The organism is Streptomyces sp. NPDC006326, from assembly GCF_040612915.1.
GTDB lineage: Bacteria > Actinomycetota > Actinomycetes > Streptomycetales > Streptomycetaceae > Streptomyces.
In genome coordinates this window covers 1-23,309 of the sequence record NZ_JBEXRC010000048.1, presented here as the reverse complement: position 1 = coordinate 23,309, position 23,309 = coordinate 1, and the positions used below count along the sequence as shown (strand labels likewise).

The 23,309-nt window shown below is 71.5% G+C and carries 31 protein-coding genes and 1 tRNA gene; 11 read left to right on the top strand and 21 right to left on the bottom strand.

Translation table 11 applies throughout. From position 1 onward, the window contains the following. Positions 1-3 precede the first annotated feature (3 nt). The 5 genes from ABZ128_RS29195 to ABZ128_RS29175 all read right to left on the bottom strand — a co-directional run bounded on the left by ABZ128_RS29195 (position 4) and on the right by ABZ128_RS29175 (position 2,589). A complete protein-coding gene (locus tag ABZ128_RS29195; RefSeq protein WP_356852101.1) occupies positions 4-363 on the bottom strand; it encodes a hypothetical protein in 360 nt (119 codons plus the stop codon). Between the two features lie 150 nt (positions 364-513). Further along, the gene (locus ABZ128_RS29190; protein WP_356852099.1) at positions 514-1,095 is read right to left on the bottom strand and encodes a class F sortase; all 582 of its coding nucleotides are present in this window, start codon (positions 1,093-1,095) and stop codon (positions 514-516) included. A 231-nt stretch (positions 1,096-1,326) separates the two neighbouring features. Then, positions 1,327-1,572, bottom strand: coding sequence for a hypothetical protein (locus tag ABZ128_RS29185; RefSeq protein WP_356852098.1), 246 nt, complete (start codon positions 1,570-1,572; stop codon positions 1,327-1,329). 21 nt (positions 1,573-1,593) lie between these two features. Continuing rightward, complete coding sequence (locus ABZ128_RS29180; RefSeq protein WP_356852097.1) at positions 1,594-2,349, bottom strand: CbtA family protein; 756 nt, start codon at positions 2,347-2,349, stop codon at positions 1,594-1,596. 24 nt (positions 2,350-2,373) lie between these two features. Beyond that, complete coding sequence (locus ABZ128_RS29175) at positions 2,374-2,589, bottom strand: CbtB-domain containing protein (RefSeq protein ID WP_356852095.1); 216 nt, start codon at positions 2,587-2,589, stop codon at positions 2,374-2,376. A 193-nt stretch (positions 2,590-2,782) separates the two neighbouring features. Here ABZ128_RS29175 and ABZ128_RS29170 point away from each other — a divergent pair, with 193 nt between their 5' ends. Next, on the top strand, positions 2,783-3,259 hold the full coding sequence (locus ABZ128_RS29170) for a histidine phosphatase family protein (RefSeq protein ID WP_356852094.1): 477 nt from the start codon (positions 2,783-2,785) through the stop codon (positions 3,257-3,259). On the opposite strand, the gene pucL is transcribed toward ABZ128_RS29170, so the two are convergent. The 3 genes from pucL to ABZ128_RS29155 form a co-directional block, all read right to left on the bottom strand. Beyond that, on the bottom strand, positions 3,256-4,173 hold the full coding sequence (pucL, locus tag ABZ128_RS29165; protein ID WP_356852092.1) for a factor-independent urate hydroxylase: 918 nt from the start codon (positions 4,171-4,173) through the stop codon (positions 3,256-3,258). The genes ABZ128_RS29170 and pucL overlap by 4 nt on opposite strands. 239 nt (positions 4,174-4,412) lie before the next feature. Continuing rightward, the gene (locus ABZ128_RS29160; protein ID WP_356852090.1) at positions 4,413-5,765 is read right to left on the bottom strand and encodes an aspartate aminotransferase family protein; all 1,353 of its coding nucleotides are present in this window, start codon (positions 5,763-5,765) and stop codon (positions 4,413-4,415) included. A 37-nt stretch (positions 5,766-5,802) separates the two neighbouring features. Beyond that, positions 5,803-6,543 (bottom strand): glucose 1-dehydrogenase, encoded by a 741-nt coding sequence (locus ABZ128_RS29155; protein ID WP_356852088.1) that lies wholly within the window; start codon positions 6,541-6,543, stop codon positions 5,803-5,805. 170 nt (positions 6,544-6,713) lie between these two features. Here ABZ128_RS29155 and ABZ128_RS29150 point away from each other — a divergent pair, with 170 nt between their 5' ends. The 5 genes from ABZ128_RS29150 (at position 6,714) to ABZ128_RS29130 (ending at position 10,617) form a co-directional block, all read left to right on the top strand. Beyond that, positions 6,714-7,577, top strand: a complete 864-nt coding sequence (locus ABZ128_RS29150) for a CPBP family intramembrane glutamic endopeptidase (RefSeq protein ID WP_356852087.1) — start codon at positions 6,714-6,716, stop codon at positions 7,575-7,577. Then, entirely contained in the window at positions 7,574-8,830 is a 1,257-nt protein-coding gene (locus tag ABZ128_RS29145; protein WP_356852085.1) for a sensor domain-containing protein, read from the top strand. The genes ABZ128_RS29150 and ABZ128_RS29145 overlap by 4 nt, the downstream gene beginning before the upstream one ends. Next, positions 8,794-9,438 carry a response regulator transcription factor gene (locus ABZ128_RS29140; RefSeq protein WP_356852083.1) on the top strand — a complete coding sequence of 215 codons (645 nt, stop codon included), beginning with the start codon at positions 8,794-8,796 and terminating at the stop codon, positions 9,436-9,438. Before ABZ128_RS29145 ends, ABZ128_RS29140 begins: the two co-directional genes overlap by 37 nt. A 64-nt stretch (positions 9,439-9,502) precedes the next feature. Next, the gene (locus ABZ128_RS29135; protein ID WP_356852082.1) at positions 9,503-9,901 is read left to right on the top strand and encodes a DUF6153 family protein; all 399 of its coding nucleotides are present in this window, start codon (positions 9,503-9,505) and stop codon (positions 9,899-9,901) included. Positions 9,902-9,954: 53 nt separating this feature from the next. Next, on the top strand, positions 9,955-10,617 hold the full coding sequence (locus tag ABZ128_RS29130) for a DUF305 domain-containing protein (RefSeq protein WP_356852080.1): 663 nt from the start codon (positions 9,955-9,957) through the stop codon (positions 10,615-10,617). A 162-nt stretch (positions 10,618-10,779) separates the two neighbouring features. Here ABZ128_RS29130 and ABZ128_RS29125 read toward each other — a convergent pair whose 3' ends face one another. Next, entirely contained in the window at positions 10,780-11,670 is an 891-nt protein-coding gene (locus ABZ128_RS29125) for an AraC family transcriptional regulator (protein ID WP_356852078.1), read from the bottom strand. 129 nt (positions 11,671-11,799) lie between these two features. On the opposite strand from ABZ128_RS29125, the gene ABZ128_RS29120 reads away from it, so the two are divergent. Next, entirely contained in the window at positions 11,800-12,162 is a 363-nt protein-coding gene (locus tag ABZ128_RS29120) for a VOC family protein (protein WP_356852076.1), read from the top strand. Positions 12,163-12,188: 26 nt separating this feature from the next. Further along, positions 12,189-12,689: an SRPBCC family protein gene (locus ABZ128_RS29115; protein WP_356852074.1), complete on the top strand. Its 501-nt coding sequence runs from the start codon at positions 12,189-12,191 to the stop codon at positions 12,687-12,689. A gap of 77 nt (positions 12,690-12,766) precedes the next feature. On the opposite strand, the gene ABZ128_RS29110 is transcribed toward ABZ128_RS29115, so the two are convergent. The 10 genes from ABZ128_RS29110 to ABZ128_RS29065 all read right to left on the bottom strand — a co-directional run bounded on the left by ABZ128_RS29110 (position 12,767) and on the right by ABZ128_RS29065 (position 20,141). Then, positions 12,767-13,105 (bottom strand): MerR family transcriptional regulator, encoded by a 339-nt coding sequence (locus tag ABZ128_RS29110; protein ID WP_356852072.1) that lies wholly within the window; start codon positions 13,103-13,105, stop codon positions 12,767-12,769. 812 nt (positions 13,106-13,917) lie between these two features. Then, positions 13,918-14,226 carry an SCO5918 family protein gene (locus ABZ128_RS29105; RefSeq protein WP_356852070.1) on the bottom strand — a complete coding sequence of 103 codons (309 nt, stop codon included), beginning with the start codon at positions 14,224-14,226 and terminating at the stop codon, positions 13,918-13,920. 55 nt (positions 14,227-14,281) lie between these two features. Continuing rightward, positions 14,282-14,683 carry a hypothetical protein gene (locus tag ABZ128_RS29100; RefSeq protein ID WP_356852138.1) on the bottom strand — a complete coding sequence of 134 codons (402 nt, stop codon included), beginning with the start codon at positions 14,681-14,683 and terminating at the stop codon, positions 14,282-14,284. Positions 14,684-14,729: 46 nt separating this feature from the next. Next, positions 14,730-16,244, bottom strand: coding sequence for a DEAD/DEAH box helicase (locus tag ABZ128_RS29095; protein WP_356852068.1), 1,515 nt, complete (start codon positions 16,242-16,244; stop codon positions 14,730-14,732). A 277-nt stretch (positions 16,245-16,521) separates the two neighbouring features. Further along, the gene (locus ABZ128_RS29090; RefSeq protein ID WP_356852067.1) at positions 16,522-16,725 is read right to left on the bottom strand and encodes a cold-shock protein; all 204 of its coding nucleotides are present in this window, start codon (positions 16,723-16,725) and stop codon (positions 16,522-16,524) included. Positions 16,726-17,160: 435 nt separating this feature from the next. Then, the gene (locus tag ABZ128_RS29085) at positions 17,161-18,360 is read right to left on the bottom strand and encodes a PP2C family protein-serine/threonine phosphatase (protein WP_356852065.1); all 1,200 of its coding nucleotides are present in this window, start codon (positions 18,358-18,360) and stop codon (positions 17,161-17,163) included. 274 nt (positions 18,361-18,634) lie between these two features. Beyond that, entirely contained in the window at positions 18,635-18,937 is a 303-nt protein-coding gene (locus tag ABZ128_RS29080) for a hypothetical protein (RefSeq protein WP_356852063.1), read from the bottom strand. A 50-nt stretch (positions 18,938-18,987) separates the two neighbouring features. Then, positions 18,988-19,254, bottom strand: a complete 267-nt coding sequence (locus tag ABZ128_RS29075; RefSeq protein ID WP_356852061.1) for a hypothetical protein — start codon at positions 19,252-19,254, stop codon at positions 18,988-18,990. A gap of 117 nt (positions 19,255-19,371) precedes the next feature. Beyond that, the gene (locus tag ABZ128_RS29070) at positions 19,372-19,560 is read right to left on the bottom strand and encodes a hypothetical protein (RefSeq protein WP_356852060.1); all 189 of its coding nucleotides are present in this window, start codon (positions 19,558-19,560) and stop codon (positions 19,372-19,374) included. Positions 19,561-19,565: 5 nt separating this feature from the next. Beyond that, a complete protein-coding gene (locus tag ABZ128_RS29065) occupies positions 19,566-20,141 on the bottom strand; it encodes a DUF5994 family protein (RefSeq protein WP_356852059.1) in 576 nt (191 codons plus the stop codon). 280 nt (positions 20,142-20,421) lie between these two features. Here ABZ128_RS29065 and ABZ128_RS29060 point away from each other — a divergent pair, with 280 nt between their 5' ends. Further along, positions 20,422-20,922 (top strand): DUF5994 family protein, encoded by a 501-nt coding sequence (locus tag ABZ128_RS29060; RefSeq protein WP_356852058.1) that lies wholly within the window; start codon positions 20,422-20,424, stop codon positions 20,920-20,922. Between the two features lie 150 nt (positions 20,923-21,072). Here the strand turns inward: ABZ128_RS29060 and ABZ128_RS29055 are convergent, their stop codons facing one another. Continuing rightward, on the bottom strand, positions 21,073-21,273 hold the full coding sequence (locus ABZ128_RS29055; protein WP_356852056.1) for a hypothetical protein: 201 nt from the start codon (positions 21,271-21,273) through the stop codon (positions 21,073-21,075). Positions 21,274-21,629: 356 nt separating this feature from the next. Beyond that, positions 21,630-21,703 (bottom strand) — tRNA-Gly (locus ABZ128_RS29050). A gap of 470 nt (positions 21,704-22,173) precedes the next feature. On the opposite strand from ABZ128_RS29050, the gene dcd reads away from it, so the two are divergent. Together dcd and ABZ128_RS29040 are read left to right on the top strand one after the other, a co-directional pair. Further along, positions 22,174-22,761 (top strand): dCTP deaminase, encoded by a 588-nt coding sequence (gene dcd / locus ABZ128_RS29045; RefSeq protein WP_356852054.1) that lies wholly within the window; start codon positions 22,174-22,176, stop codon positions 22,759-22,761. Beyond that, positions 22,758-23,255, top strand: coding sequence for a phosphoribosyltransferase (locus ABZ128_RS29040; RefSeq protein ID WP_356852052.1), 498 nt, complete (start codon positions 22,758-22,760; stop codon positions 23,253-23,255). Before dcd ends, ABZ128_RS29040 begins: the two co-directional genes overlap by 4 nt. The last annotated feature ends 54 nt before the right edge of the window (positions 23,256-23,309 follow it).

Below are 23,309 nucleotides of genomic sequence, written 5' to 3'. Positions count from 1 at the left end.
CGCTCAGCAGCGCAGGACCACACTCCGTACCGTCCCCGTGGACGGCGTCGGCCCGGCCGGCCCGCAGGAGGCGCCGGTGCCCGGCTGATCGGCGTGTTTCACGTGAAACACGGGCTGCGGCAGCTGCCGTACGCCCGGGGCCCCGCGCACGGCCGGCCGGACCACTGGCCGTGCCTCGGGTTCCGCGGCCGGATCCGACTCGCCCTCGGCGGGGAAGCCCGGTTCGCCCGGCGCGGTCGAGGCGGGGCGCTCCGCCGCAGCCGCCGCGGTGGCCGGGCCGGCCCCCCACAGGCACAGCAGCACGACGCAGGCCACCGAGAGTGCCCTGACGAGTGCCATCCGCGCGTGCCGCGTCCCGCTCATGCGAGGGGTGTGCCCCGGCGCGCCCGCCCCCTCCCCGCCGGGCCGGTGAAAGCCCCCGACCGGCGGACGAAGTCACCCCCTCGGGATCACCCGCGTCACGCCCCGTGCCCGCGTCACGACCCGTGCCTGCGTCACGCCCCGTGCCCGGGATCAGCGCGTGCGGCGTGTGCCCGTCAGCCGGGCCAGCACGGTCGTCTCCCCGCTGATCAACCGCAGTTGGGCCCGCCCGGCCCGCTGTCCGCGCCGGGTGACCCCGGCGGGCGAGACCCGGTCGACGGTGAACACGGCGATGCGGTGGTCCGCCCGGGCGATCTCCACGGTCAGGCCGCGCCGCAGCTCGGCCAGGCGCAGGTCGTCGGCGGTGATCACCGAGATGCCGGCGGAGCCGGGGGCCGGGCTGTCGGTGTCCCAGGCGGCCTCCTCCCCGTCGTCGGTCAGCGGTACGTCGACCCCCAGGCTCGGGATGTGCAGCCGCAGCGGCCGCACCGCCCGCAGCGGTGCGAGGGCGGCGGCCCGCGCGGGCCGGGTTCCCTTGCCGGACGCCTGGTGCCCGGCATGCTCCAGCTGCGAGACGAGCCGCCGGTGCCCGGACAGGCCGAGAGCACGGGAGGGCAGCGCGTCGGCGGCGGTGGCCGCGCTGGGCCGCGCCCCCTCGGTGCCGCGCAACATCCCCACACCGCCGCAGAGCAGAGCCACCGTCAGCACGCCGACCACCACCTTGGCGCGGGCCATGGACGTCCCTCCTGGTCCGATTCACCGGCACCGGCGGCCGGCTCTCCTGAGAGCAGTGGACCCCCTCGCTGCCCGCCAGTACCGACTACAACGCCGGACACTGACGGCGCGTCACAGCCCCGGCGGCACCAAAATCCGGACGTCTTCGCAGCTGGCGCCGGGTGCACGGCCCGTATCCCGGGGCGGCTCGAACCCCCCACCGAACGGGTGAGCCACCCCTCACCCGGATGCTCAGCTGACCACGAACACCACCGCCGCCGCCCCCATGAGGGCGGCGGCGAGGTGGATGGCCGGGTGGCCGTAGTCACCGGACCAGAGGTGGCGGGCCAGCCCGCCGAGGGCGGCCAGCGCGGTGATGACACCGATCTGTGCCAGTAGCGGCACGGCGGTGAAGGGGGCCAGTGCCAGCAGGACGGAGTTCAGCCAGAACGGGACCGCGCCGGTCCAGCCGCGCCATTCCCAGATCGCCGTCTGCATGTACGAACCGGCCCCTCATCGTCAACTCGTGGGCTGGACAGCCTCCTTGGGTGCGGGGAGGGGCGCAAGGGAGCGTTCGGCTAGATATCCGAAGGCGAGGCCGAAACTCGTCCACAGCACGGTCTGGATGGCCAGGGTGCTGAGCCGGAACTGCCAGATGAGGGTGGCCGGGAAGTCCGCCGGGACCTCGTTGACGGCGGGCAGGGTCGCGTACGCGATGCCGACGGCCGCCACGAAGGCGAGACCGGCGACGACGGAGGCGTTCCAGTTGCCGAGCGAGGGGGCCAGGCGGCGGCCCAGGATGAGCGCGCCGGAGCCGAGCAGCACGCTCAGGGCGATCATCAGGATGAAGAGGGTGGTCCGCTTGACGACCGTGTCGGGGTCGCCGACCGCGGGCGGGTTGGCGGGGTACTTGAGGAACGGGACCAGGTTGACGGTGACGAACAGGCCTGCCGAGACCAGGACGGCGGTGGCCCGCGGCCCGAACCGCCCGATGCGGCCGAGGGCGTAGCAGAAGACGAGTGCGGCGATGCCGCCGAGCGCGACGCCGTAGAGCAGGGTTCCGGTGGCGAGACCGCCGGTGGCCTGGAGGGCCCGGCTGACCGGGGCCATCTCCTCGCCGTGGTCGTGGCCGGCCGAGGCCGCCTCCTCGATGGCGATGGCCGCGTCGACCTTGGACTCTCCGAGCAGGTACGCCACGAGGAAGGCGGCCACACCTGCGAACAGGCCGGCCAGCATGCCCCGCACCAGCAGGATGCGGGGTGAGATGGGGTTCATGTGAGGGCTGTCCTTGCCGCGGTGTCAGTGGCAGGGGAAGCCGAGGAGGTGGCGGCCGTCGTGCATCCACTCGTGGATGCCGTCGCCCTGGAAGATCGCGGTGGCGCCCTGCTCGGCGCCGACGAGGTAGAGCAGGACGAGCATGAGGACGCCGACGAACAGCGCCCAGGGGGCCAGCGCGGAGAGCGAGATGGGCGTGACGGCGGATGCGCCCGTCGACGGCACGGCGGAGTGGGCCATGGCAGTACCTCCAGAGGGAACACGCGTCCCGGTCAGTGGTGCTCACAACGACGGTGGCGGGTCTGACTTCCCGTCCCTCGGTCGGGGCGGGTCCACAGTGGCGCGACCGTGCCGGGTTCTCACCGGACTTCCGTCATACCGTCGTCTTATTTTGTGTTGTCGCGTGTGACCGTACCGCGTTTACGCTCCCCTTATGAAGAGGGCCGTTGTGCGAGTTCAGTTCGTGGTACACCCGTTCGACGACTCGGCGCGGCAGGCGCGATTCGGCCATGGAGCGGAATGCCCCGGTTACTCCGGCTTCCGCGGTCCGGACACCGGCGCCTGGGCGGGCCGCCCCCTGGACGAGGTCGCCGCGCAGGACCCGGCCGCCGTCCGGCTCTGGCTGACCGACCCGGCGTACGCCCCGCCCGGCGGGGAGTCCCTCGACGCGCTGATCGCCCGGGTCGGCGCCGAACTGGCGGGCCTGCCCGGCGGAACGCACCGGGTCCCGGTCGAGCAGGCCGTCGTACGGGCGGCGGCGGTGTACGCGCTGGAGCTGCCCCCGGCCGCCTTCTGGCGGCTCGACGTACGCCCGGACACGGTGACCACCCTCACCGGCCGGGCGGGCCGCTGGAACCTCCTGCTCGGCGCCCCGGCCGAAGGACGGGGCGGTGCGGAGGGCGGGGCCTAGGCGACGATCCAGTCGCTCGTCGCGATCACCGGCTGCACCCCGTCGCGGTGGACGGTGCCCTCGATCAGGCCGTACATCCGGTCCGCCGCGAAGTACACCTCGTTGTCGTTCTTGAGGCCGAAGGGCTCCAGGTCGACGAGGAAGTGGTGCTTGTTGGGCAGGTTGAGGCGCACCTCGTTGACCCGGGGGCAGTTGTCGAGCACCCGCTCGGCCATCTGGTTCAGGGTCTGCTGCAGCGAGTACGAGTACGTCTCCGCGAAGGCCTCCAGCATGTTCTTGCGGACCTTCTTGTACGACTGGTCCCAGTCGTACGCGGAGTCGTCGGCGGCCAGCGCCGAGTGCGCCCACCGCGCGGTGACCTTGGTCGCCAGGATGCGGTCGTACGCCTCCTGCAGCGTCGTGTACTTGTCCTTGATGTAGCCGTGGAACTCGGAGTTCGTCGAGTTCATCACCGTCAGGTCCTTCAGGCCCGAGATCACCTGGAGGCCGGTCGTCTCGCTGTAGGTGATCTGCGCGGTCCGGACCTCCTGGCCCTTGCGCACGAAGGAGTGCTGCTCCTTGCGCGTCGGGACCGGGATCCGCTCCCAGGCGAACTCCTCGATGCGGATCTGCGCCTCGCGGATCGGCGACTGCGAGGAGACGAAGTGCTTGGCGAGGAGGATGCCGAAGGCCTCGGGGGAGGCGATGCCGTGCTCCTTGCCGAAGGCGTACACCGTGTTCTTGGTGGTGTCGGTCGGCAGGCAGTTGGCGTTGTCGCCGGTGAGGTGGACGTCGCGGAACTCGCCGCGCAGTGCGACGGAGACGTTGAGGTCGCGGATCTCGTGCCAGGATCCGTCGTTGCCCTTGCGGGTCACCTTCACGATGCGGTTCTCGGCCTTGCCGTACTGGTTCTGGGCCAAGACGTGCTTGCTCATGCGCGGTCTTCCTTCGGGTACACGGAGTCCGGATGTCTGGATGTCTGGATCCCGTACGCCCGGCGTCCAGCGGTCTGCCCGCTCCCCGCCGTTCGGCCCCGGAGGACCGCCCCGGGACTGACGTGCATCCCGGTCCGTAGGTGCTCTGTCGGATTTCAGCACGTTCACGTGCTGTTCGGCAGGGCGCAGATCCTCCGAGACAGGCACCCACGGCTTGGGGGACTGCACGTCCGGGCAGGTCAGGCCGTGTGCGCGTCCGCCACCAGCAGGGCCTCGTCGAGGATGGCCAATCCCTTGGCCACGTCCTCGGGGGCGATGGTGCAGGGCGGGGCGACGTGGATGCGGTTGCCGGCGATCAGCGGCCACAGCCCGCCCTTCTTGCACGCCGCCCCGAACTCGGCCATCGGCGCGTTGTCCGCTCCCGAGGCGTTGTACGGCACGAGGGGCTCGCGCGTGGCGCGGTCCCGTACGAGCTCCAGCGCCCAGAAGGTGCCCAGGCCCCGGACCTCCCCGACCGAGGGGTGCCGCTCGGCCAGTGCCCGCAGGCCGGGCCCCAGCAGCTGCTCGCCGGTGCGGGCGGACCGCTCGACGACACCCTCCTCCTCCATGACGTTGATCGTCGCCACGGCGGCGGCGCAGGCCAGCACGTGCCCGGAGTACGTCAGCCCGCCCGGGTAGGGCGTGCGGGCGAAGGTCGCGGCGATGGCGCCCGAGATGGCGACCCCGCCGAGCGGGACGTAGCCGCTGGTCACGCCCTTGGCGAAGCACAGCAGGTCGGGGGTGACGTCCCAGTGCTCCGAGGCGAACCACTTCCCGGTGCGCCCGAAGCCGACCATGATCTCGTCGAGGATGAAGACGATGCCGTAGCGGTCGCAGAGCGCGCGTACGCCCGCGAGGTAGCCGTCGGGGTGCACGAGCACGCCCGGGGCGCCGCCGACGGTCTCCAGGATGATCGCGGCGATCGACCGGGGGCCCTCGAAGACGATCGTGTCCTCAAGGTGGCGCAGGGCGCGCTCGCACTCCTCGGCCTCGGTGGTCGCGTAGAACGGCGAGCGGTAGGCGAACGGGCCCCAGAAGTGCACGACGCCGGCGGTCGCGCTGTCGTTGCCGAAGCGGCGGGCGTCGCCCGTCAGATTGATCGCGGTGGACGTGGCCCCGTGGTAGGAGCGGTACGCGGACAGCACCTTGGGCCGGCCGGTGTGCAGCCGGGCCATCCGTACGGCGTTCTCGACGGCCTCGGCGCCGGCGTTGGTGAAGAAGATCTTGTCGAGGTCGCCGGGCGTCCGCTCGGCGATCAGCCGGGCGGCCTCGGACCGCACGTCGACGGCGAAGCCGGGCGCGACGGTGCACAGGCGGGCGGCCTGCTCCTGGATGGCCGCGGTCACCTTGGGGTGCTGGTAGCCGATGTTGGTGTAGACGAGGGCGCTGGAGAAGTCGAGGTAGCGGTTGCCCTGGTAGTCCCAGAAGTGGGAGCCTTCGGCCCCGGCCACGGCGAGCGGGTCGATGAGCTCCTGCGCGGACCAGGAATGGAAGACGTGCTTCCGGTCGGCGTCTTTGACGGCGGCGAGGGCGTCGGCGGCTTCTGCGTTCATGATATGAGCGTAGTTGTCCATGATGTGGTCGGTCCCGTCAGACGATGTGGCGGCCGCCGTCGACCGTGAGGACGTCGCCGGTCGTGTAGGCGGCGTTCACCAGGTGGAGCGTCGCCTCGGCGACGTCCTCCGGAGTGCCGACCCGGCGCAGCGGGGTGTGGGCCGTGATCCAGTCGCGCGAGCTCTCCCAGACCTGCTCCGCCCCGGCGTACCAGGGCGTCTCGATCAGGCCGGGCGCCACCGCGTTCACGCGGATGCCCGGGCCGAGCTGGGAGGCGAGCAGCCGCGTCATGTGGTTGACCGCCGCCTTGCTGACGGCGTACGGGACGGAGCTGCCGAGGGCCCGGGTCGCCGAGACGGACGAGACGTTGACGATGGAGGCGTCGCCCGACGCGCGCAGGTGCGGGGTGGCCGCGGTGATCATCTGCCAGGTGCCGATGACGTTCACGTCGAAGATCTCGCGCCAGGCGTCGGCGTCCGCGCCGTCCAGGTCGTCGAGCGGGACGAAGCGGGTGACGCCCGCGTTGTTCACGAGGATGTCGAGCCGTCCGAACGCCTCGACCGCGCTCCGGACGATGCGCCGCGCGTCGGCGGCGTCGGAGACGTCGCCCTGCACGTACACGGCCTGCGCCAGCTCCGCGGCCAGCGCCTTCCCGGCCTCCTCGCTCCGCGCGGAGTTGATCACCACGCGGATGCCTTCCGAGGCCAGCCGGCGGGCGATGGCGGCGCCGATTCCGGATGAGGAACCGGTGACCAGTGCGACGCGACTCTCGCTCATCTTTCCTCCTGTTGTGCGCTCGGGGCCACCGCATGGCGGAATTTGGTTTCCGAAGTGCGGAACTGTACGAAGGTACACCCCGACCGGGTACCCAGGTGCAATGTGCCGGGCTCCGGCGGACGGCATCGTCAACGGCGTCGTGGAGGACGGATCGCACGGGGGTACCGGGGATGGGCAGCAGCAAGGGCACGGCGGCGGGCGCGGCAGCAGCTTCGAGGGGCCGGACTGCCGCCCGGGCAGGGGTGTTCCTGGCGGTGGCGTTCCTGGCGTCCGGCCTGCTGGGCGGGATGCAGGCGGCGGCGGGGGTGCCCGCCGAGGTCCTGCAACTGACCCAGTTCGGTCCGGCCCTCGCCGTGGCGGCGGTGGCCCTGCTGTGGCCGGGGGAGGTCCGCGCGCTGCTCGCCGGGGCCCTGCGCGGCGCCGGCCGCGGCGGCGAAACCCGGGCCTCAGGGACCGGCGCCCGGGCCTCCCGGACCGGGCTCCGGGCCTCCTGGGCGTTGCCGGCCACCGCGCTGCTGGTCATCGGGGGCTCCGTGGCGGCGTACGGCCTGGTCACCGGTGACGTGCGGTTCACCGGCCCGGCCGAGGTGAGCGGCCACTCCTTCGCCCTGATCGTGGCGGCCCAGTTCCTCGGCGCGTGCGGTGAGGAGATCGGCTGGCGCTGCCTGCTGCAGCCGCTGCTGCGGACCCGGTGGGGCGTGTTCGCCTCGTCGGTGGTGGTGGGGCTGCTATGGGGGGCCTGGCACGTGCCGGTCTTCGCGCAGGCCCCGGCCTACGCGGGGGCGTTCCTCCTCGCGACGGTGGGGATGTCGGTGGTGCTGGGGCGGGCGCTGGACCGGGTGCGCTCGTACCGCCTGCCGCTCGCGGGCGGCTTCCACCTGTTGATCAACTTGGGCATGCTGCTGTTCATGGACGAGGAATCCGGGGCGGTGCTCCCCATGGCCCTGCTCGCCCTCGCCTCCCTGGCGGCGGGTGCGGTATGGACGGGTGCGGTGCGGACGGGTGCGGTGCGGACGTGCGGGCGGCGCCCGTGACGGCTGCCCGGCGGCCGTGGACCGCGCTGGCGCGCTGCCAGCTGCTGAGCCTGCACGCGCTCGCCGTCTCCGCGGTGGGCGGGCTCGTGGTGGGCTCCGTGCTCCTGCTGCCCGTCGGCGCCGGGTTCCCGCTGCTGCCCCGCGCCGCGCGGGCGCTGCGCGCGCTGTCGGACCGCTCGCGCCGGTGGGCCGCCGCCTGGTCGGGGGTGCGGGTCAGTGCGCCCGAGCCCCTGACCGCCGACCGGGCCGCGCGCGTCCTCGGCGACGAGGGCTTCTGGCGGGACCTGCGGTGGGCCTGGCTGGAGCCGCTGGGCGGCGGGCTGCTCGTCGCGGTCCCGCTGGCCCTGGTCGAGTACGGGGCCTTCGGCGCGCTGGTGCAGCCGTTCCTGTGGCGGCGGCTGGGCCCCGGCAACTGGTACGCGTTCATACCGGTGCACAGCACGGCGACCATGCTCGCCGCCCTGCTGCTGGGCCTGGTGTTCGCGGCCGGCGGCCTCGCCCTCGCGCCCGCCGTGCTGCGGTGGCACGGCGGCTGGGCCCGGCGGCTGCTGTCCGCGCCGCGCAGCACCGAACTCGCCCGCCGGGTCGAGCGCCTGACCGACACCCGCGCCGAGGCCCTCGACATCCAGGCCGCCGAACTGCGCCGGATCGAACGGGACCTGCACGACGGCGCCCAGGCCCGGCTCGTCGCCCTCGGCATGGCCCTCGACCGCGCCGCCGCCCTCCTCGCCGCCGACCGCCCCGACCCCGCAGCGGTCCGCGCGCTGCTGCTGGACGGCCGCGAGACCTCGGCCCGCGCCCTGCAGGACCTTCGGGAACTGGTCCGCGGCATCCACCCGCCGGTGCTCGCCGACCGGGGGCTCGGCGACGCGGTACGGGCGCTGGCGCTCGACAGCTTCCTCGACGTCCACGTCGACAGCCGGCTGCCCCAGGGCCGCCGCCTCCCGGCCCCGGTCGAGTCCGCCGCGTACTTCGCGGTCGGTGAGCTGCTGGCGAACGCGGCGAAGCACTCCGGCGCCCGGGAGGTCCGGATCCTCCTGGAGCACGCGTCGGACACCCTGCTGCGGATCACCGTCGCCGACGACGGACACGGCGGTGCCGATCCCGCGGGCGGCAGCGGACTGCGCGGTGTGCAGCGCCGGTTGGGTACCTTCGATGGCGTCCTCGCCCTGCACAGCCCGCAGGGCGGCCCGACCACCGCGACCCTGGAGATCCCGTGCGCGTTGTCCTCGCCGAAGACCTCTTCCTGCTGAGGGACGGGCTGGTGCGCACCCTCCAGGACCACGGCTGCGAGGTCGTCGCGGCGGTGGACAACGGCCCGGCCCTGCTGCGGGCGCTGCTGGATGAGGCGCCGGACGTGGCGGTGGTCGACGTACGCCTGCCGCCCACCTTCACCGACGAGGGTCTCCAGGCGGCGCTGGAGGCCCGCCGCAGGCGGCCCGGCCTGCCCGTGCTCGTGCTGTCCCAGTACGTCGAACAGCTCTACGCCAACGAACTGCTCGCCGACGGGGCGGGAGCCGTCGGCTACCTCCTCAAGGACCGGGTCACCGACACCGGCCAGTTCGTCGACGCGGTACGCCGCATCGCCGCGGGCGGTACGGTCATGGACCCGCAGGTCATCGCCAGGCTCCTGGCGCGCGGCAACGCCCGCGGGCTGACCGGGGAGTTGACCCCGCGCGAGCACGACGTACTGGAGCGGATGGCCGAGGGCCGCTCCAACGCGGCGATAGCGAACGGCCTGCACATCAGCGAGAGCGCGGTGGCCAAGCACACAGCGGCCATCTTCACGAAGCTCCGCATCCCTCCGTCCCCGGACGCCAACCGCCGCGTCCTGGCGGTCCTGGCCTACCTCAAACGCTGAGGGCACGGCCGGGCCCGGTCGGGGCTCGGGCGGGTTCCGTACGCGGGGCTCGTACGATGGCTGCGTGACCTCCGCCGCGCCGCCGACGAGCCGCCGCCCCGCCGGGCGCGGCTTCGTGCTGCTGGTGCTGGCGGTACTGGCCGGGGTCCTGGGCATGCACGGCCTGGCCCCCGGCGCCCCGCCCACCGCGCATCCGCACCGCGTGCACGCGGTCGTCCACGCGGCCCACGGTGTGGCGGAGGACTGCGCGCACCCCCCGGCCGGGGACGGATCCCGCCACCTGGAGCACGCGGACGGCACCTGCGCGGCCGCCGGCATCGGATCGCCCTACGCCCCGCCCGCCCTGACGGCGGCTCCGGCGCACACCCCGGCCGGGGCCGCGCCGCCCGCGGGCCCGCACCGGGCGACCGACCGCGGCCGGGCCCCTCCCGACCTCGCGGAACTGCAACTCCTGCGGATATAGGCCGCGCCGAGCTCCGGCGCGCCCTGATCCGTACACCAGAGGAGTTGCACACCATGACCACGACCACGTTCACCATCCGTACTCGCACCCGCACCCGCTCGCTCGTCGCGCTGGCCACGGCCACCACGGCCCTGGTCCTCACGCTGTCCGCCTGCGGCAGCGGCACCGACGGCCACCCGGCGGCGGGCCACGAGGGCCCCACGGCCTCCGCCCCCGCAGCCCCCGCGCAGTCCCCGGGCGCCGGTCACAACGCGGCGGACGTCGCCTTCGCCCAGGGGATGATCCCCCACCACCGCCAGGCGGTGGAGATGGCCGGACTGGCCGCGTCGCGCGCGGAGTCGGCGGAGGTGAAGAAGCTCGCCGACGAGATCAAGAAGGCCCAGGACCCGGAGATCAACGCGATGTCCGGATGGCTGACCTCCTGGGGTGAGCAGGTGCCCGCCCCGGGCGCCGCGGACCACTCGGCCCACGGCGGCGGCGGTACGCCCTCGGGGATGATGACCGCCGAGGACATGGCCCGCCTGGAGAAGGCCTCGGGCAAGGCGTTCGACACGGCCTTCCTGGAGCTGATGGTCAAGCACCACGAGGGCGCCGTCGCCATGGCCGACACGGAGCGCAAGACCGGCTCCCACGCCCCGGCGAAGACCATGGCCGAGGCGATCACCACGTCCCAGTCGGCGGAGATCACCCACATGCGCACCCTCCTCCGCCCCTGACCCCGAGCGCACCGGCCCCCACCGGGGGCCGGTGCGCCCCGACGGCTCCGAAGGTGCCCGCGGCGCAGTGGCCGCAGTCGCCGGCGCGGCCCGCGGGGCCCGCCTGAACGGAGCACGAACCGCCCACCCGGTCACCCTGACCGCTCCGCTCCGGCGGCGCGGTCACTTCCGGTTCGTCAGCCCTTCCGTACCGCCACGAGGATCTCCCTCTCCCGCAGGTAGGCGCTGTTGTCCGGACGACCGAGGAGTGAGGATTCGGCGCAGTGCCGTGGGGGTGTGGCCCAGGTACTGGCGCATGGTCCGGCAGAGGTGGGCCTGGTCCGAGAAGCCGAGGTCGGCGGCGAGGGCGGCGAGGCTGTCCTCGCCCTCGCCGAGACGGTCGAGGGCGCGGCCGACACGGACCCGGTTGCGGTAATGGGTCAGGGAGACCCCCAGCTCGCGCGTGAAGGAGCGGCTCAGCCGGTAGGGCGAGACGCCCAGGAGCTCCGCGAGCGGCAGCAGCCCCTCGGAGGCGGGATGGGCCTCGCCGATCGCCTGCCGCGCCGCGGCGACGAGCGTCGCCTCCTCCCGGCCGGAACGGACTCCGGGCGGTATTGCTCCGTCGCCGGCCTGGCCGATGGCGGTGGCGAGCAGTCCGAGGAGTTCCTCGGTCACCGCATGGTCCACGTCCCCGGTGCGGGTGGCGGCGAGGACGCGGCGGTGGGCCAGGTCGAGCCGGGCGTCCACGTACACGCTCTGCCGGGCGGGCCGGCCGTCCTCACCCGCCACGGCCTGCCACAGCGCGGGCGTCAGGCTGATGGAGGTGCACTCGTCGCCCCCGCCGGCCGGGTGCGCGAAGCGCTCCTCCTCGCCCGGCGCGCCCAGATAGGCCACGGTCGGGTCGACGTCGGCCGGGGCGCCGGCCGCCCGCCTGCGGAACCGGCCGCGCCGCACGAGTACCACCCGGTAGTCCTCGCGTACCTCCGCCTGCGACCAGCGGGTGTGGTCGTCCCGGCAGCTGACCGCGGTGATGCGGAAGCCGGGCCGGCCGGCGAGGACGGTGGAGGTGAGCACTCTCGAACGCTACGCCGGGGGTCTGACATCGCCCCCCCCCGCAAGAATCTTCAAGACCGGGACCGGGTGCGACGAGCACGCTGGGCGCTGTCGTACTTCATCCCGTACCGCAACCGAGGAGTAGTCGTCATGTCCGCTCTCGCGAAGATCAGCACCGTCGTCATCGAGTGCGGTGACCCGGTTCGGCTCGCCGAGTTCTACAGCAAGGTCACCGGCCACGAGATCACTTACAGCGCCGAGGAGTACGCCTCCCTGGACGGTGGGGAGTACCCCGGCCTGGCTTTCGTACGCATCGAGGGCTACCGGGCCCCCCACTGGCCCGACGACCGCCGGCCCGCCCACCTCGACTTCACGGTCGCCGACCTGGAGGAGGCGGCCGGCCGGATCCTCGCCCTCGGAGCCTCGAAGCCCGAATTCCAGCCCGGCAAGGACCAGTGGGTGGTCCTCACCGATCCCGAGGGGCACCCGTTCTGCCTCACCACCGGCGCCTGACCGGTCACGCGACAGGAGGAGGACACATGGCTCACATCCACAAGGAATTCCTGATCGACAACGCTCCGGAGAGGGTCTGGGAGGCCCTGCGCGACGTCGGAGCCGTGCACCGGCGGCTGGTTCCGGGCTTCGTCACGGACACCCGTATGGAGACCGACACCAGGACCGTGACCTTCGCGAACGGTGTCGTCGTGCACGAGCTGATCGTCGACATCGACGACGCGGCCCGACGCGTGGCCTACGCAGTGATCGGCGGCTCCATGACGCCGAAGCACCACCACGCCTCGATGCAGGTGCTCGCCGCCGGCGAGGGGCGCAGCCGGTTCGTCTGGACGATCGACGTGGCGCCCGACGAACTCGCCGGTCCCATCGACGCAATGGCCGAACAGGGCGCGCACGTCATGCAGGAGACGCTGAAGCACCACCCCGGCCCCCACGGACCCGTGGACACCTCACCCCAGGCCGCCCCGCCGGCATCCCGCGGGCCTGCCCGGGCATCCGGACCGGTCGGCCAACAGCACCGCTGATGACCGCCGTTCGCCGCCGCCCTGCACGGCGCGGCTGGGGCACGGGCCAGGCCTGCGCCGCGGCGAGGGACTCCACCTCAGGGCGAGGCCGGCGGCCCGGCTGATTCGGCGGCGCGGCGGTACTCCTCGTTGATGCGCTGGGCTTCTTCGAGCTGGTCTTCGAGGATGATGATCCGGCAGGCGGCCTCGATCGGGGTGCCCTGGTCGACGAGTTCGCGGGCGCGGGCGGCGATGCGCAGCTGGTAGCGGGAGTAGCGTCGGTGGCCGCCGGCGGAGCGGAGCGGGGTGATCAGACGTGCCTCGCCGAGGGCACGGAGGAAGCCCTGGCTCGTGCCGAGCATTTCGGCGGCCCGGCCCATCGTGTAGGCGGGGTAGTCGTCGTCGTCGAGACGGCCGAACGAGTCGTCTGCTGTCATTGCACCTCTCTCATGGAACGCATGGAGGGGCCTTGGTGCCGTACGGCACCAAGGCCCCGAAGGAACTACTACACCATCTGTCGGCCCTGGAACTGCGCCGACCTCTTGTTTCCGCTGCCCCGACCGAGATGCTGCCGGGACTGCGGGGATCGCGGTTGCTTGACCGGAGACCACCTCACTATCGATGTCCTGCGGTACCCGGGCTCAGAACTTCCACCCGGGCGATCCTGATGGCGGCCGCTCCTCCGTTCTTCCCTCGTCGATCGACTGCTTGCCAAGCGGGTACTTCGTACTGCTGGTGGTACTGGTGGTACGCACTGCTCTGTGGCCTGTGACAGCGCCACTTCACTCTTCGGCAGCCGGCCCGTCGCCCATCCTGCGTCTGCTCGGGCGGCGAACCCCGCTGCCGACTCCCCGGTGCGCGCGCCTGCAGCCGACGCCTTCACCGAGTAGCTCACTGACTTCACTGCTGGGTACTGCGAACTGCACTTTCGGGTGCTGCTGCCCGGCAGTTCGTCTCTGCCGGGCCTGATATCTCTTGGCTACGAGAGAAACCATAACCATGCGACCACCCAATGTCTACCTCAGCCGACATAGATTTTCGCGTGTCCTGGATGGAGGTAGATGTCGACGGTGGTGCCAGGGCGGTGCAGGGCAGCCGGCACCGCCGTCCGCTCAGGCGCTCGGGGACGGCGGCAGTCGAAGCCGGGAGCTCGCGCAGAGAAGTGGTCGGGACGGGGGAGGGCCCGGCCGGCGCGTGCCGGTCGGGCCCTCTTGGCTGTTCGGATGCGTGCTGGCGCCGGCCCCGCCAATCAGACGGTCACCGGGGCGCCGAACATCGCGGAAGCCTGCTGGAGCGGGCTGAGGTCGCGCGTGGGCGCGGCGGCCCCGAGGCCACGGCAGGTGAAGCCGAGCTGGGTCATGGCCCGGATGACTTCTCGGACGCTGAAGTCGCGCCGGTCCTGGCGGGTGATGACCTGGCCGACCTGCTTGGCGGGGTAAGTGCGGCGGCCGATGATCACGGATTCACCGATGACCTGCTCGGGCTTGACACCCTTCATCGATTCCAGGACGCCGCTGTGGGTCAGGTCGAACGGGAAGCGGGCGATGACACAGCGCATGATGCCTCACAGAAGAGAAGGAAGAAGGGGACGGTTGTGCCGCGGGTGAGGCGGTTCAGCCTGCAAGGGCGAGGACACCCGCGCCCCGTTCGGCGACGACGGGCTCGGCATCGACTCGGTGGTGGTGCATCTCTTGCTCCGTCTCGGCCGTCGCGGTCAAGGGCGAGGTGAACGGGAACGGCTCACGGTCGCCGAGGACGTCGCGCAGCCGGACCCGGTCCGTGTACGTGTCGCCCGCACGGAAAGCGGCGAGCCGGGCCTGGGTGACCAGCCCCGTGCGGCCGCCCTCGTCGCAGACGAGCAGGTGCCCCGTGCGAGCACTGGCCATGACCGCCAGGGCCACTTCGACCGTCATGTCGTCACAGACCTGCGGATCGGCCGCCTCCGGGGCATCGACCGCCATCCGGTGCACCGGGCCGGCACCCGCCGAGCGGGACTCCATCTGGACCAGCGTCACCATGTGCCTCCTGCAGAGATGGGTCAGTTGCCTGATCACGTGGCTCTCACGCCGCCGCACCGAAGGTGGAGTGCCGTTCGCTCCCGCGCCGGGCAGCAGACGCAGGCCTGCGCCGGCCGCGGGAGGCGCCGCTGCGCGGGGGTCGCTCGGATACCGGCGCGGCGATGATGACGGGAACCCCGGAGGGGGACTGGGCACCGGTGATGCGGTTCAGAGCCTCTTCGCCCGGGCGGACCGGGGTGGTCTGCGGGGTGATCCCGGCGGCGGCCATCAGCCGGGTCATGTCGCGGCGCTGGTTCGGGGTGACCAGGGTGACGACGCTGCCGGATTCGCCGGCGCGGGCGGTGCGTCCGCCGCGGTGGAGGTAGTCCTTGTGGTCGGTCGGCGGGTCGATGTTCACGACGAGGTCGAGGTTGTCGACGTGGATGCCGCGCGCCGCGACGTTCGTCGCGACCAGGACGGTGACGTGGCCGGTCTTGAACTGGGCAAGGGTCCGCGTGCGCTGGGGCTGGGACTTGCCCCCGTGCAGCGCGGCGGCCCGTACTCCGCTGCCGAGCAGGTGTTCGGCCAGGCGGTCGACGGCGTCCTTGGTGTCCAGGAACATCATCACCCGGCCTTCGCGCGCCGCGATCTGCGTCGTCACCCGCTGCTTGTCGGCGCCGTGGACGTGCAGCACATGGTGCTCCATCGTGGTCACCGCACCGGCCGAGGGGTCCACCGAGTGGACGACCGGGTCGGTCAGGTAGCGACGCACCAGCAGATCGACATTGCGGTCCAGGGTGGCGGAGAACAGCATCCGCTGGCCTTCGGGGCGCACCTGGTTCAGGAGGGCGGTGACCTGGGGCATGAAGCCCATGTCCGCCATCTGGTCGGCTTCGTCGAGGACGGTGATCGCGACCTGGTTCAGGCGGCAGTCGCCACGGTCGATGAGGTCCTTCAGCCGGCCCGGCGTGGCCACGACGACCTCGGCGCCCCCGCGCAGCGCGCCTGCCTGCCTGCCGATCGACATGCCGCCGACGACCGTGGTCAGCCGCAGCTTCACGGAGCGGGCGTACGGGGCGAGGGCGTCGGTCACCTGCTGGGCCAGCTCGCGGGTGGGGACGAGGACGAGAGCGAGCGGCTGGCGGGGCTCGGCGCGCTGCCCGGCGGTGCGGGCCAGCACCGCCAGTCCGAACGCCAGGGTCTTGCCGGAGCCGGTGCGGCCGCGGCCGAGGACGTCACGGCCCGCGAGGGTGTTGGGCAGGGTCGCGCCCTGGATCGGGAAGGGCACGGTCACGCCCTGCGCGCCGAGGGCGGACAGCAGCTCCCGAGGCATGTCGAGATCGGCGAAGGCCAGGGCGGGGGGCAGCGCGGGAGTGATCGTCTTCGGCAGGGCGAACTCGCCCTGGACCGCGGCGGGCCGGCGGCCGTAGCCGCCCGAGCGGCTCGGACTTCCGGAACGGCTCGGGGTGGACGCGCCGAAGCGGCTGCCCCGAGGCGAAGCAGCGCCCGTGCCGAAAACGGGGCCGCCGGTGCGGCTGCGGGTGCGAGAAGAGCGCTCGTTCTTACGGGTGGGGTTCATCAGAACCTTCCTTGATACGGCGCGCAGCAAGGAACTCCCGCAGCAAAAGGGCAGCGCAGGGAATCACGAGAACGGGCCGAATGAAAATGCGAATCGGGCCTGCAGGGAATCTGTACGGACGCAGGCGATGAAATGGGCGACGCCGGTGGATGTGAAATCCAGGGACGTCGCAACCCTGAAAACTCCGTCCCGCAGACGAGACCACTGCGGGAAATGCATGCAGCTGGGGCCCGCACCCCGAGGGATGCGGGCCCCAGCTGCACCATGCGCGTCAGCGTCAGACGGGAACGATGTTCTCGGCCGTCGGGCCCTTCTGGCCCTGCGCGACCTCGAAGGTGACCTTCTGGCCTTCGAGCAGCTCGCGGAATCCTGTGGAGGCGATGTTCGAGAAGTGGGCGAACACGTCGGGGCCGCCGCCGTCCTGCTCGATGAAGCCGAAGCCCTTTGCCGCGTTGAACCACTTCACGGTGCCACTAGCCATGCGATATCTCCTTAGGGGCAGTACACCGGAATCCGCCCTGTGCGGACACCGTGTCGCTGCGATGATGCCCCGCCCGGAAATGACCGGAAATAGCGAGTGCTTCGACCGGCGTGGAAGCCGGCCTGCACTCGAAGTTTTTGGGTACCACAACTGCAACCGAGATTTACGGTAGCACGCCGCAGGGGTTTGTGTACGTTGAATAATCACACCCTGTGCGCCGTGGCAAACACTCTCCCTGCGGCACCCGTCAAACTCTCAGACCGCGGGCACAGATATTGATTCACGGTGTCAGTGGCCGCCGGCTCGCAGGCTCCATGGGATCTCCCCGGTACACGCGGGGCACACCTGTACGGTTTCCGGCGCGTCGAGGCCAGGCTCCTGGAGCGCGAGCCGGACGAGTTCATCCGGACCAGGTAGGCGGGAAGATCCTTTCCGTCATCCGAGCCATTCGAACAGGACGAGCGTCGCGTCGTCCGAGGTGGTTTCGCCGCGTGCCCGCATGAGGGTGTGGGACAGGTCCCGGGCCACCGCGCGGATCCCCTGGTCAGCCTGCTCCAGCTGATTCACCCAGTCGATCAGCTGCTCCTCGCCGAACTGTTCCTGGCCGCTTTGGTGTTCTTCGATCAGGCCGTCGGTGAAGCAGAGGACGCGGTCGCCCGGCTCCAGTGCCACCGCGCTGACCTGTGGCTGGGCCCCTCCGAAGCCGACGGGGAGGGTCGTGGGGCTGTCCAGGCGGCGTACGACGCGGTGCGCGCGGATCAGCATCGGCGCAGGATGCCCCGCGTTGACCCACTGGAGGCGTCCCGTGTCCGTGTCCAGGCGCATCATCTGGGCGGTCACGAAGTGGTCCGGGTCGAACTGCTCGGCGACGGCCCGGTCCATGAAGAGGTAGATCTCGGACAGTTCGATGCTGATCCGCCGGGCGTGGCGGTACGCGCCAATGGCCACCGTGGCCATCGTGGCCGCGTCCAGGCCGTGCCCCATGGCGTCGACCATGGCGAGGTGCAAGACGTCGCCGTTCAGGGCGTAGTCGAAGCTGTCCCCCGCCACGGCGTAGGCGGGCTCCAGGACTCCGGCGACCGCGACGCGCGGCATCACCATCGACAGCGGGGGCAACAGGGACCACTGGATCTCCGCGGCCACGCTCATCGGTTCGCTGCGGCGGGTGCGGAAGAAGAGGTCGGTGTAGCCGTTCTTAGTCTCCAGCAGGCCGGCCACCAGGCCCGCGACCCTGCGCAGGAGCCGGCGGGCGTCGTCGTCGATCCCGTCCAGGGTGACCGCGAGGACCCCCACCTGGTCGCCGCCGTCCAGCAGGGGCAGGTGGACCCGTATGCCGTCGGGGGTCAGGACTTCGACGGGGCGTGACTCCAGGAAGCACCGGCCGGCCTCGGACCGGTCGATGGGCTGCGGATCACCTGCGGTCAAACCGCCGACGGGGAGGGGGGCCAGCCGTTGCTGCCCGTAGTCCTGGAGCAGGATCTGTGGTTCGCGGCCTCCCAGCCGGGCCACCGTCTCGGCGACGAGCGGGCCGACCATGTGCGGCGCCAGCTCGGGCGCCCGGTCCAGCAACACCCCGAGCAGTTCCTCCCCGAAGCTCTCCGAGCGGTCCCGGTCCCCGCGCCCTCCGACGGTCATCCTCTTGCCTCCAACCGGCCGGCGGGCCGGCGTCCGGCTGCACGGGCGGCCTGGCCTCCAGGATGCTCCCCCGCGACCGGCCCCGCCACACGGCTTCCGTGCCCGACGGCCTCCAGCACCCGGATGCCCCGGTGGCCGGTTCACGCAGGGTTTCCACGGTCGGGTCCCGGCGCGCGCCGACGGGTCCTGACCGGGTGCTACCAGGCCTTTTCCGGTTCGCCCGGCGTTCGCGTCCGTACACATCGGCCGAAGCTGAACGCTCGTGATCAATACATCAGGGCGTGCCCTTCGGATCAGGCCGGGCCCTGGCCGTCCCTTCCTCCTCGGCCTCCATGCGCCGGATTCCCTCGTGGGTGAGGGTGACCATCGCGGGGGTGTTGCCCGGATCCCAGTCGACGGTGATCAGCCCTTCGGCCGCCAGGTAGGTGCAGGCGGCGGCCAGATCCTGTTCCGGCACGTGCAGTTCGCGCCGCAGCTGCGCTCCGGTGATGCCGAGGAGGCGGTTGCCCTCGACGGCTTCGTACAGGACCCGGAGCACCTGTTCGCGGTAGGTCTTGCGTTCGCGCAGTGTGGCCATGACCGCGTCCCTTCGTGTGTGGGGTCGGCTCCGAGGCCGGTGGGGGCTTGTCAGGTCTCGTCGGAGTGGGCGCCGGTGCCGGCGGGGGGCCTGCTGGCGGCCAGCCACGAGCGGGCGGGGCCGACGGGTGTCGTCGTGTCCACGGTGAGGTGGAGGCGGGTGTCGCCGTCGAGGCCGGGGTAGCTGCGCTGTTCCGCTCCGGCGAAGCACCCGCGGAGGGCTTCCGCGACCGCGCGGGCGGCTTCGGGTGTGTGGGCGATGATCCGTACCTCCGCGTGCCCGAGCGATGGCAGTGTCTGGCTCTCGATGTACTTCACGTGGGTGTGTTCCCTTCAGGGGGGTGAGAGGCAGACGGGTCGGGGCGCCGTGGCGCCCCGACCGCTGCCCCCGGTCGGAGGAAGGCCTGTTCCTCAGGTCGGAGGAAGGCCTGTTCCTCACCGGTCGGCATCCGTGCGGTGGGCTCGACGACCGGTGCCGTCCGGCAGACCGGGAGGTCTCGGCAGGGGGTCGCTGAAGTGGTAGGCGGCGATCCGCGCGTCGTGCTGGGCGTTCAGCAGGTGGATCCAGCGCATTCCGATGGCGATCGCGAGGATGATCACCGCGATGAGGGCGACGGTCTCCACGAGGCTCACCTCCAGCCGTTTCCGGGCAGTGGGAAGGTGCTTCGGTCCATCGGGGCTCCCGAAGGGGACATGCATGCCCCGCCTTCGCACTCCCAGGTGTCTTCCCCGCGACGGGCGTCGCGGATGCCGCGCCCGATGGCGGCTTCGTTGGCCATCAGTACGCCCGAGGTGCGGACGCTGCCCGGTATCGCCGCGGCGGCCATCAGCCGGGCCGCAGCTGCGGGCTCGGTCTCGGGCGGGACGACGAGGAGATCCCAGCGGCCGACGTTGTAGGAGAGCAGGATCAGCTTGTCGGGGTCCTGTTCGGTGAACCAGCCCACGTGCAGCGTGCGCCCGTCCATGGGCACGGTGCGCGGTACGACGGGCCAGCGGGTGGGGTTCACGGTGACGCGGGTGATGCGGCCCCAGGGCTCGTCCAGGGCAGCCAACAGCACCGGGAGCTCGGCTTCGAGGTCTCGGGAGTAGGGAAACCAGGCACCGTCCAGCTGGCCGGCGAGAGTGCTCTTCGGGGTGAGGGACAAACGAGCCGGAAGCTCTGCGGCGAGGTCGCGGGGCGCGGTCCGTTCGAGGGTCGTGGTCATGATGTGGACCTGCCCCCGAACTGCCCGTCGGCAGCCCGGTTTGTAGGCGATCGCCGGAAATGACACCCGCATGAAAGCCGGTGTGCGAAGTACTTCCGGTTCCTTCACTGTACGCCTGCTCGACGGACTTTGACCCACCTGAGCAGGCATTTTGCGGCGGGCCATGGACAGGGCGGCGGGAGTACCGTGAAAAGGACGGCAGGCCCGCGCACGTCGCCCGACGGCACTGGTGCCGACCTGCGACGCAGTACGGCCGCACCCCGTAGACGGGCGGACCCACATGGCTGACTCCGACACCCCCCACACGCCCCCACTGCTCCTGCCGGATGCGGTCCACCAGGCGATCAAACCGGGCACGGCACTGCTGCGGCTGGAGACCACGCGGTCCCGGGAAGGACTCCTGGACGGCGCGTGGTGGCCGCGCACCCGCGCCATCGAAACCGAGCTGCCCGCGCTGATCAGCGTGTTGACCGGGCATCTCGGCCCGATTACTCGCGTGGGCGTGGACGCGTCCGCCTGGAACGGCCTCCCGACCCGTCTGGTCATCGACGACCAGGTCGTGCACGTCGACGCCGACCCCGTCGGCGACGACACCGTCCTCGTCACGCGCGGCCCCAACGACCACTTCGCCCTGCTGGTGGTCCCCCCGGACACCACCGCCGACGCCGCCCGCGAAGCCATGGCCCGCGCCGTCCGCGCCGACAACATCACGCAGGCCGCTCAGATCCTCATCGCCACCACACCCGAACCTGAGGACAGCGCTGCCGATGCGGCAGGCTGACCACGAATCCTCAGCGGCCGAGCCGAGAGCGCGGCGCCACCGAGGCGGACGGCCCGCTCTCCTCCGGCGTCGGGCGGGATGCCACAGAGCCCGGCCGGAATGACTGCGGACCGGCCGGGCTCTGGGCGGTGTGGGCGAGTCGTGCGCTGGTCAGAGTCCCTCGTCGTGCAGGTCCTCTTCGCGCAGCAGGTCGTCCTCACGGCGGCGCGAGGTCTCTTTCGGGCCGGGCTTCTGTCCCTTCTCGCGGGACGACTTGCCTGCCTGGGGCTGCGCGGGGTCTCCGGGGCGATGGTGCTCCTGCGCCTCGCGGCCCCTGCCCGGCTCCTGACGCTTGCCCTGCCTACCGTCCATGACGGCAACTCCTCTTGATGAGTGGGGTATGGATTCCTCTCGGATCACGCTGACACGCACAGAGGCGGCCCGCATCATGTCGACTGCGAAGCGAGGCACACGGATGAGGCGCCTCCCCAGTGGGCAGCGCCGAAAGGCCGGCCATCCCTCCAGCGCCGAGGAGGACGCGATCCGCACCCCGCCCGTCGGCCTCAGCGTAAAGGCGCCTGACCGGACGGCAGTCACTCGACATCGAGTAGCGCCCGGGGCCCAACCTGACGCCTCCGGGGGCACTTGTGGCACGCGAATGGCATGAGAGCCCAGGGGGATCCGGACAACAAAAGCAAGCCCCAGGTCTGTGACCTGGGGCTTTGTCATGGAGCGGATGACGGGAATCGAACCCGCGCTATAAGCTTGGGAAGCTCATGTTCTACCATTAAACTACATCCGCGCAGGGTGCCAGTCGCCTGGATCCCTATCGTTGGACACTCTACCCCAAGATCGACCCCCGGTGAATCAGCCGCGGGGTCGTTGTCGTGTGTGGGGGGCACGGGGGTTCGTGGGGACGGGAGTTGGGGCGTAACGTACCGGTGCGCGGGGCGGTGGAGTGGCGGCTGGAGCGGGTCCTGCTCATCCCCTAATGTGGCGATTCGTCGCAGTACAGCTGGTTGGGGAAAGGGACTCGATGGAGCACACCGTCGTCCGTTGTGCCGAAGGGCACGTTTTCAGCACCGCCTCGTTCCCGCTGCAGCACCTCGGTGCCGGCCGGATCGGTCCGGGGCGGCTGCTGCGGTGTCCGCGGTGCGCGCGGCTGAGGCATGCCGTGCCCGTGGGCGGGGCGGCCAAGCGCTAGGGAGGCCGGGGCGCGCGGGCCTCCGCTCCCGATTGGGGGTGGCCCGCGCGCCTGCGTATCCTCGGGACGTGCTTCTCTCAGACAAAGACATCCGGGCCGAGATCGACAGCGGACGGGTTCGCATCGACCCGTTCGAGGAATCGATGGTGCAGCCCTCCAGCATCGATGTGCGCCTCGACCGGTTCTTCCGTGTGTTCGAGAACCACCGCTACGCCCACATCGACCCCGCCATCGAGCAGCCCGACCTGACCCGGCTCGTCGAGCCGGAGGGCGACGAGGCGTTCATCCTGCATCCGGGCGAGTTCGTCCTCGCCTCCACGTACGAGGTCATCTCGCTGCCCGAGGACATCGCCTCCAGACTGGAGGGGAAGTCCAGTCTGGGCCGTCTCGGCCTGGTGACGCATTCGACCGCCGGCTTCATCGACCCCGGCTTCTCCGGGCACGTGACCCTGGAGCTGTCGAACCTCGCCACGCTGCCGATCAAGCTCTGGCCGGGCATGAAGATCGGGCAGCTGTGCATGTTCCGGCTCAGCTCGCCCGCCGAGTTCCCGTACGGGAGCGAGCGGTACGGATCGCGGTACCAGGGCCAGCGCGGGCCCACGGCCTCGCGTTCGTTCCAGAACTTCCACCGCACCCAGGTAAGGCACGAGGCATGAGTGACGTACGCGAGAGCCTGGACTACGAGGGCTTCGGGCGCGCCGTGCGCGAGCTGGCGCAGACCATCGCCGACGACGGCTACGAGCCCGACATCATCCTGAGCATCGCCCGGGGCGGGGTCTTCGTCGCGGGCGGGCTGGCGTATGCGCTGGACTGCAAGAACATCCACCTGGTGAACGTCGAGTTCTACACGGGCGTCGGCACCACGCTGGAGATGCCGGTCATGCTGGCGCCGGTGCCGGACGCGATCGACTTCTCCGACAAGAAGGTCCTCATCGCCGATGACGTGGCCGACACGGGCAAGACGCTGAAGCTCGTCCACGACTTCTGCCTGGGGACGGTCGCCGACGTCCGGTCCGCGGTGATCTACGAGAAGGCGCACTCGCTGGTGAAGTGCGAGTACGTCTGGAAGCGCACCGACGACTGGATCGAGTTCCCCTGGTCGGTGGAGCCGCCCGTCGTGAAGCGCGAGGGCCAGGTCCTCGACGCCTGACGAGGGCGTGGACGACGCACCACACGGACGAGGGGCCCGCGCCACCGGCGCGGG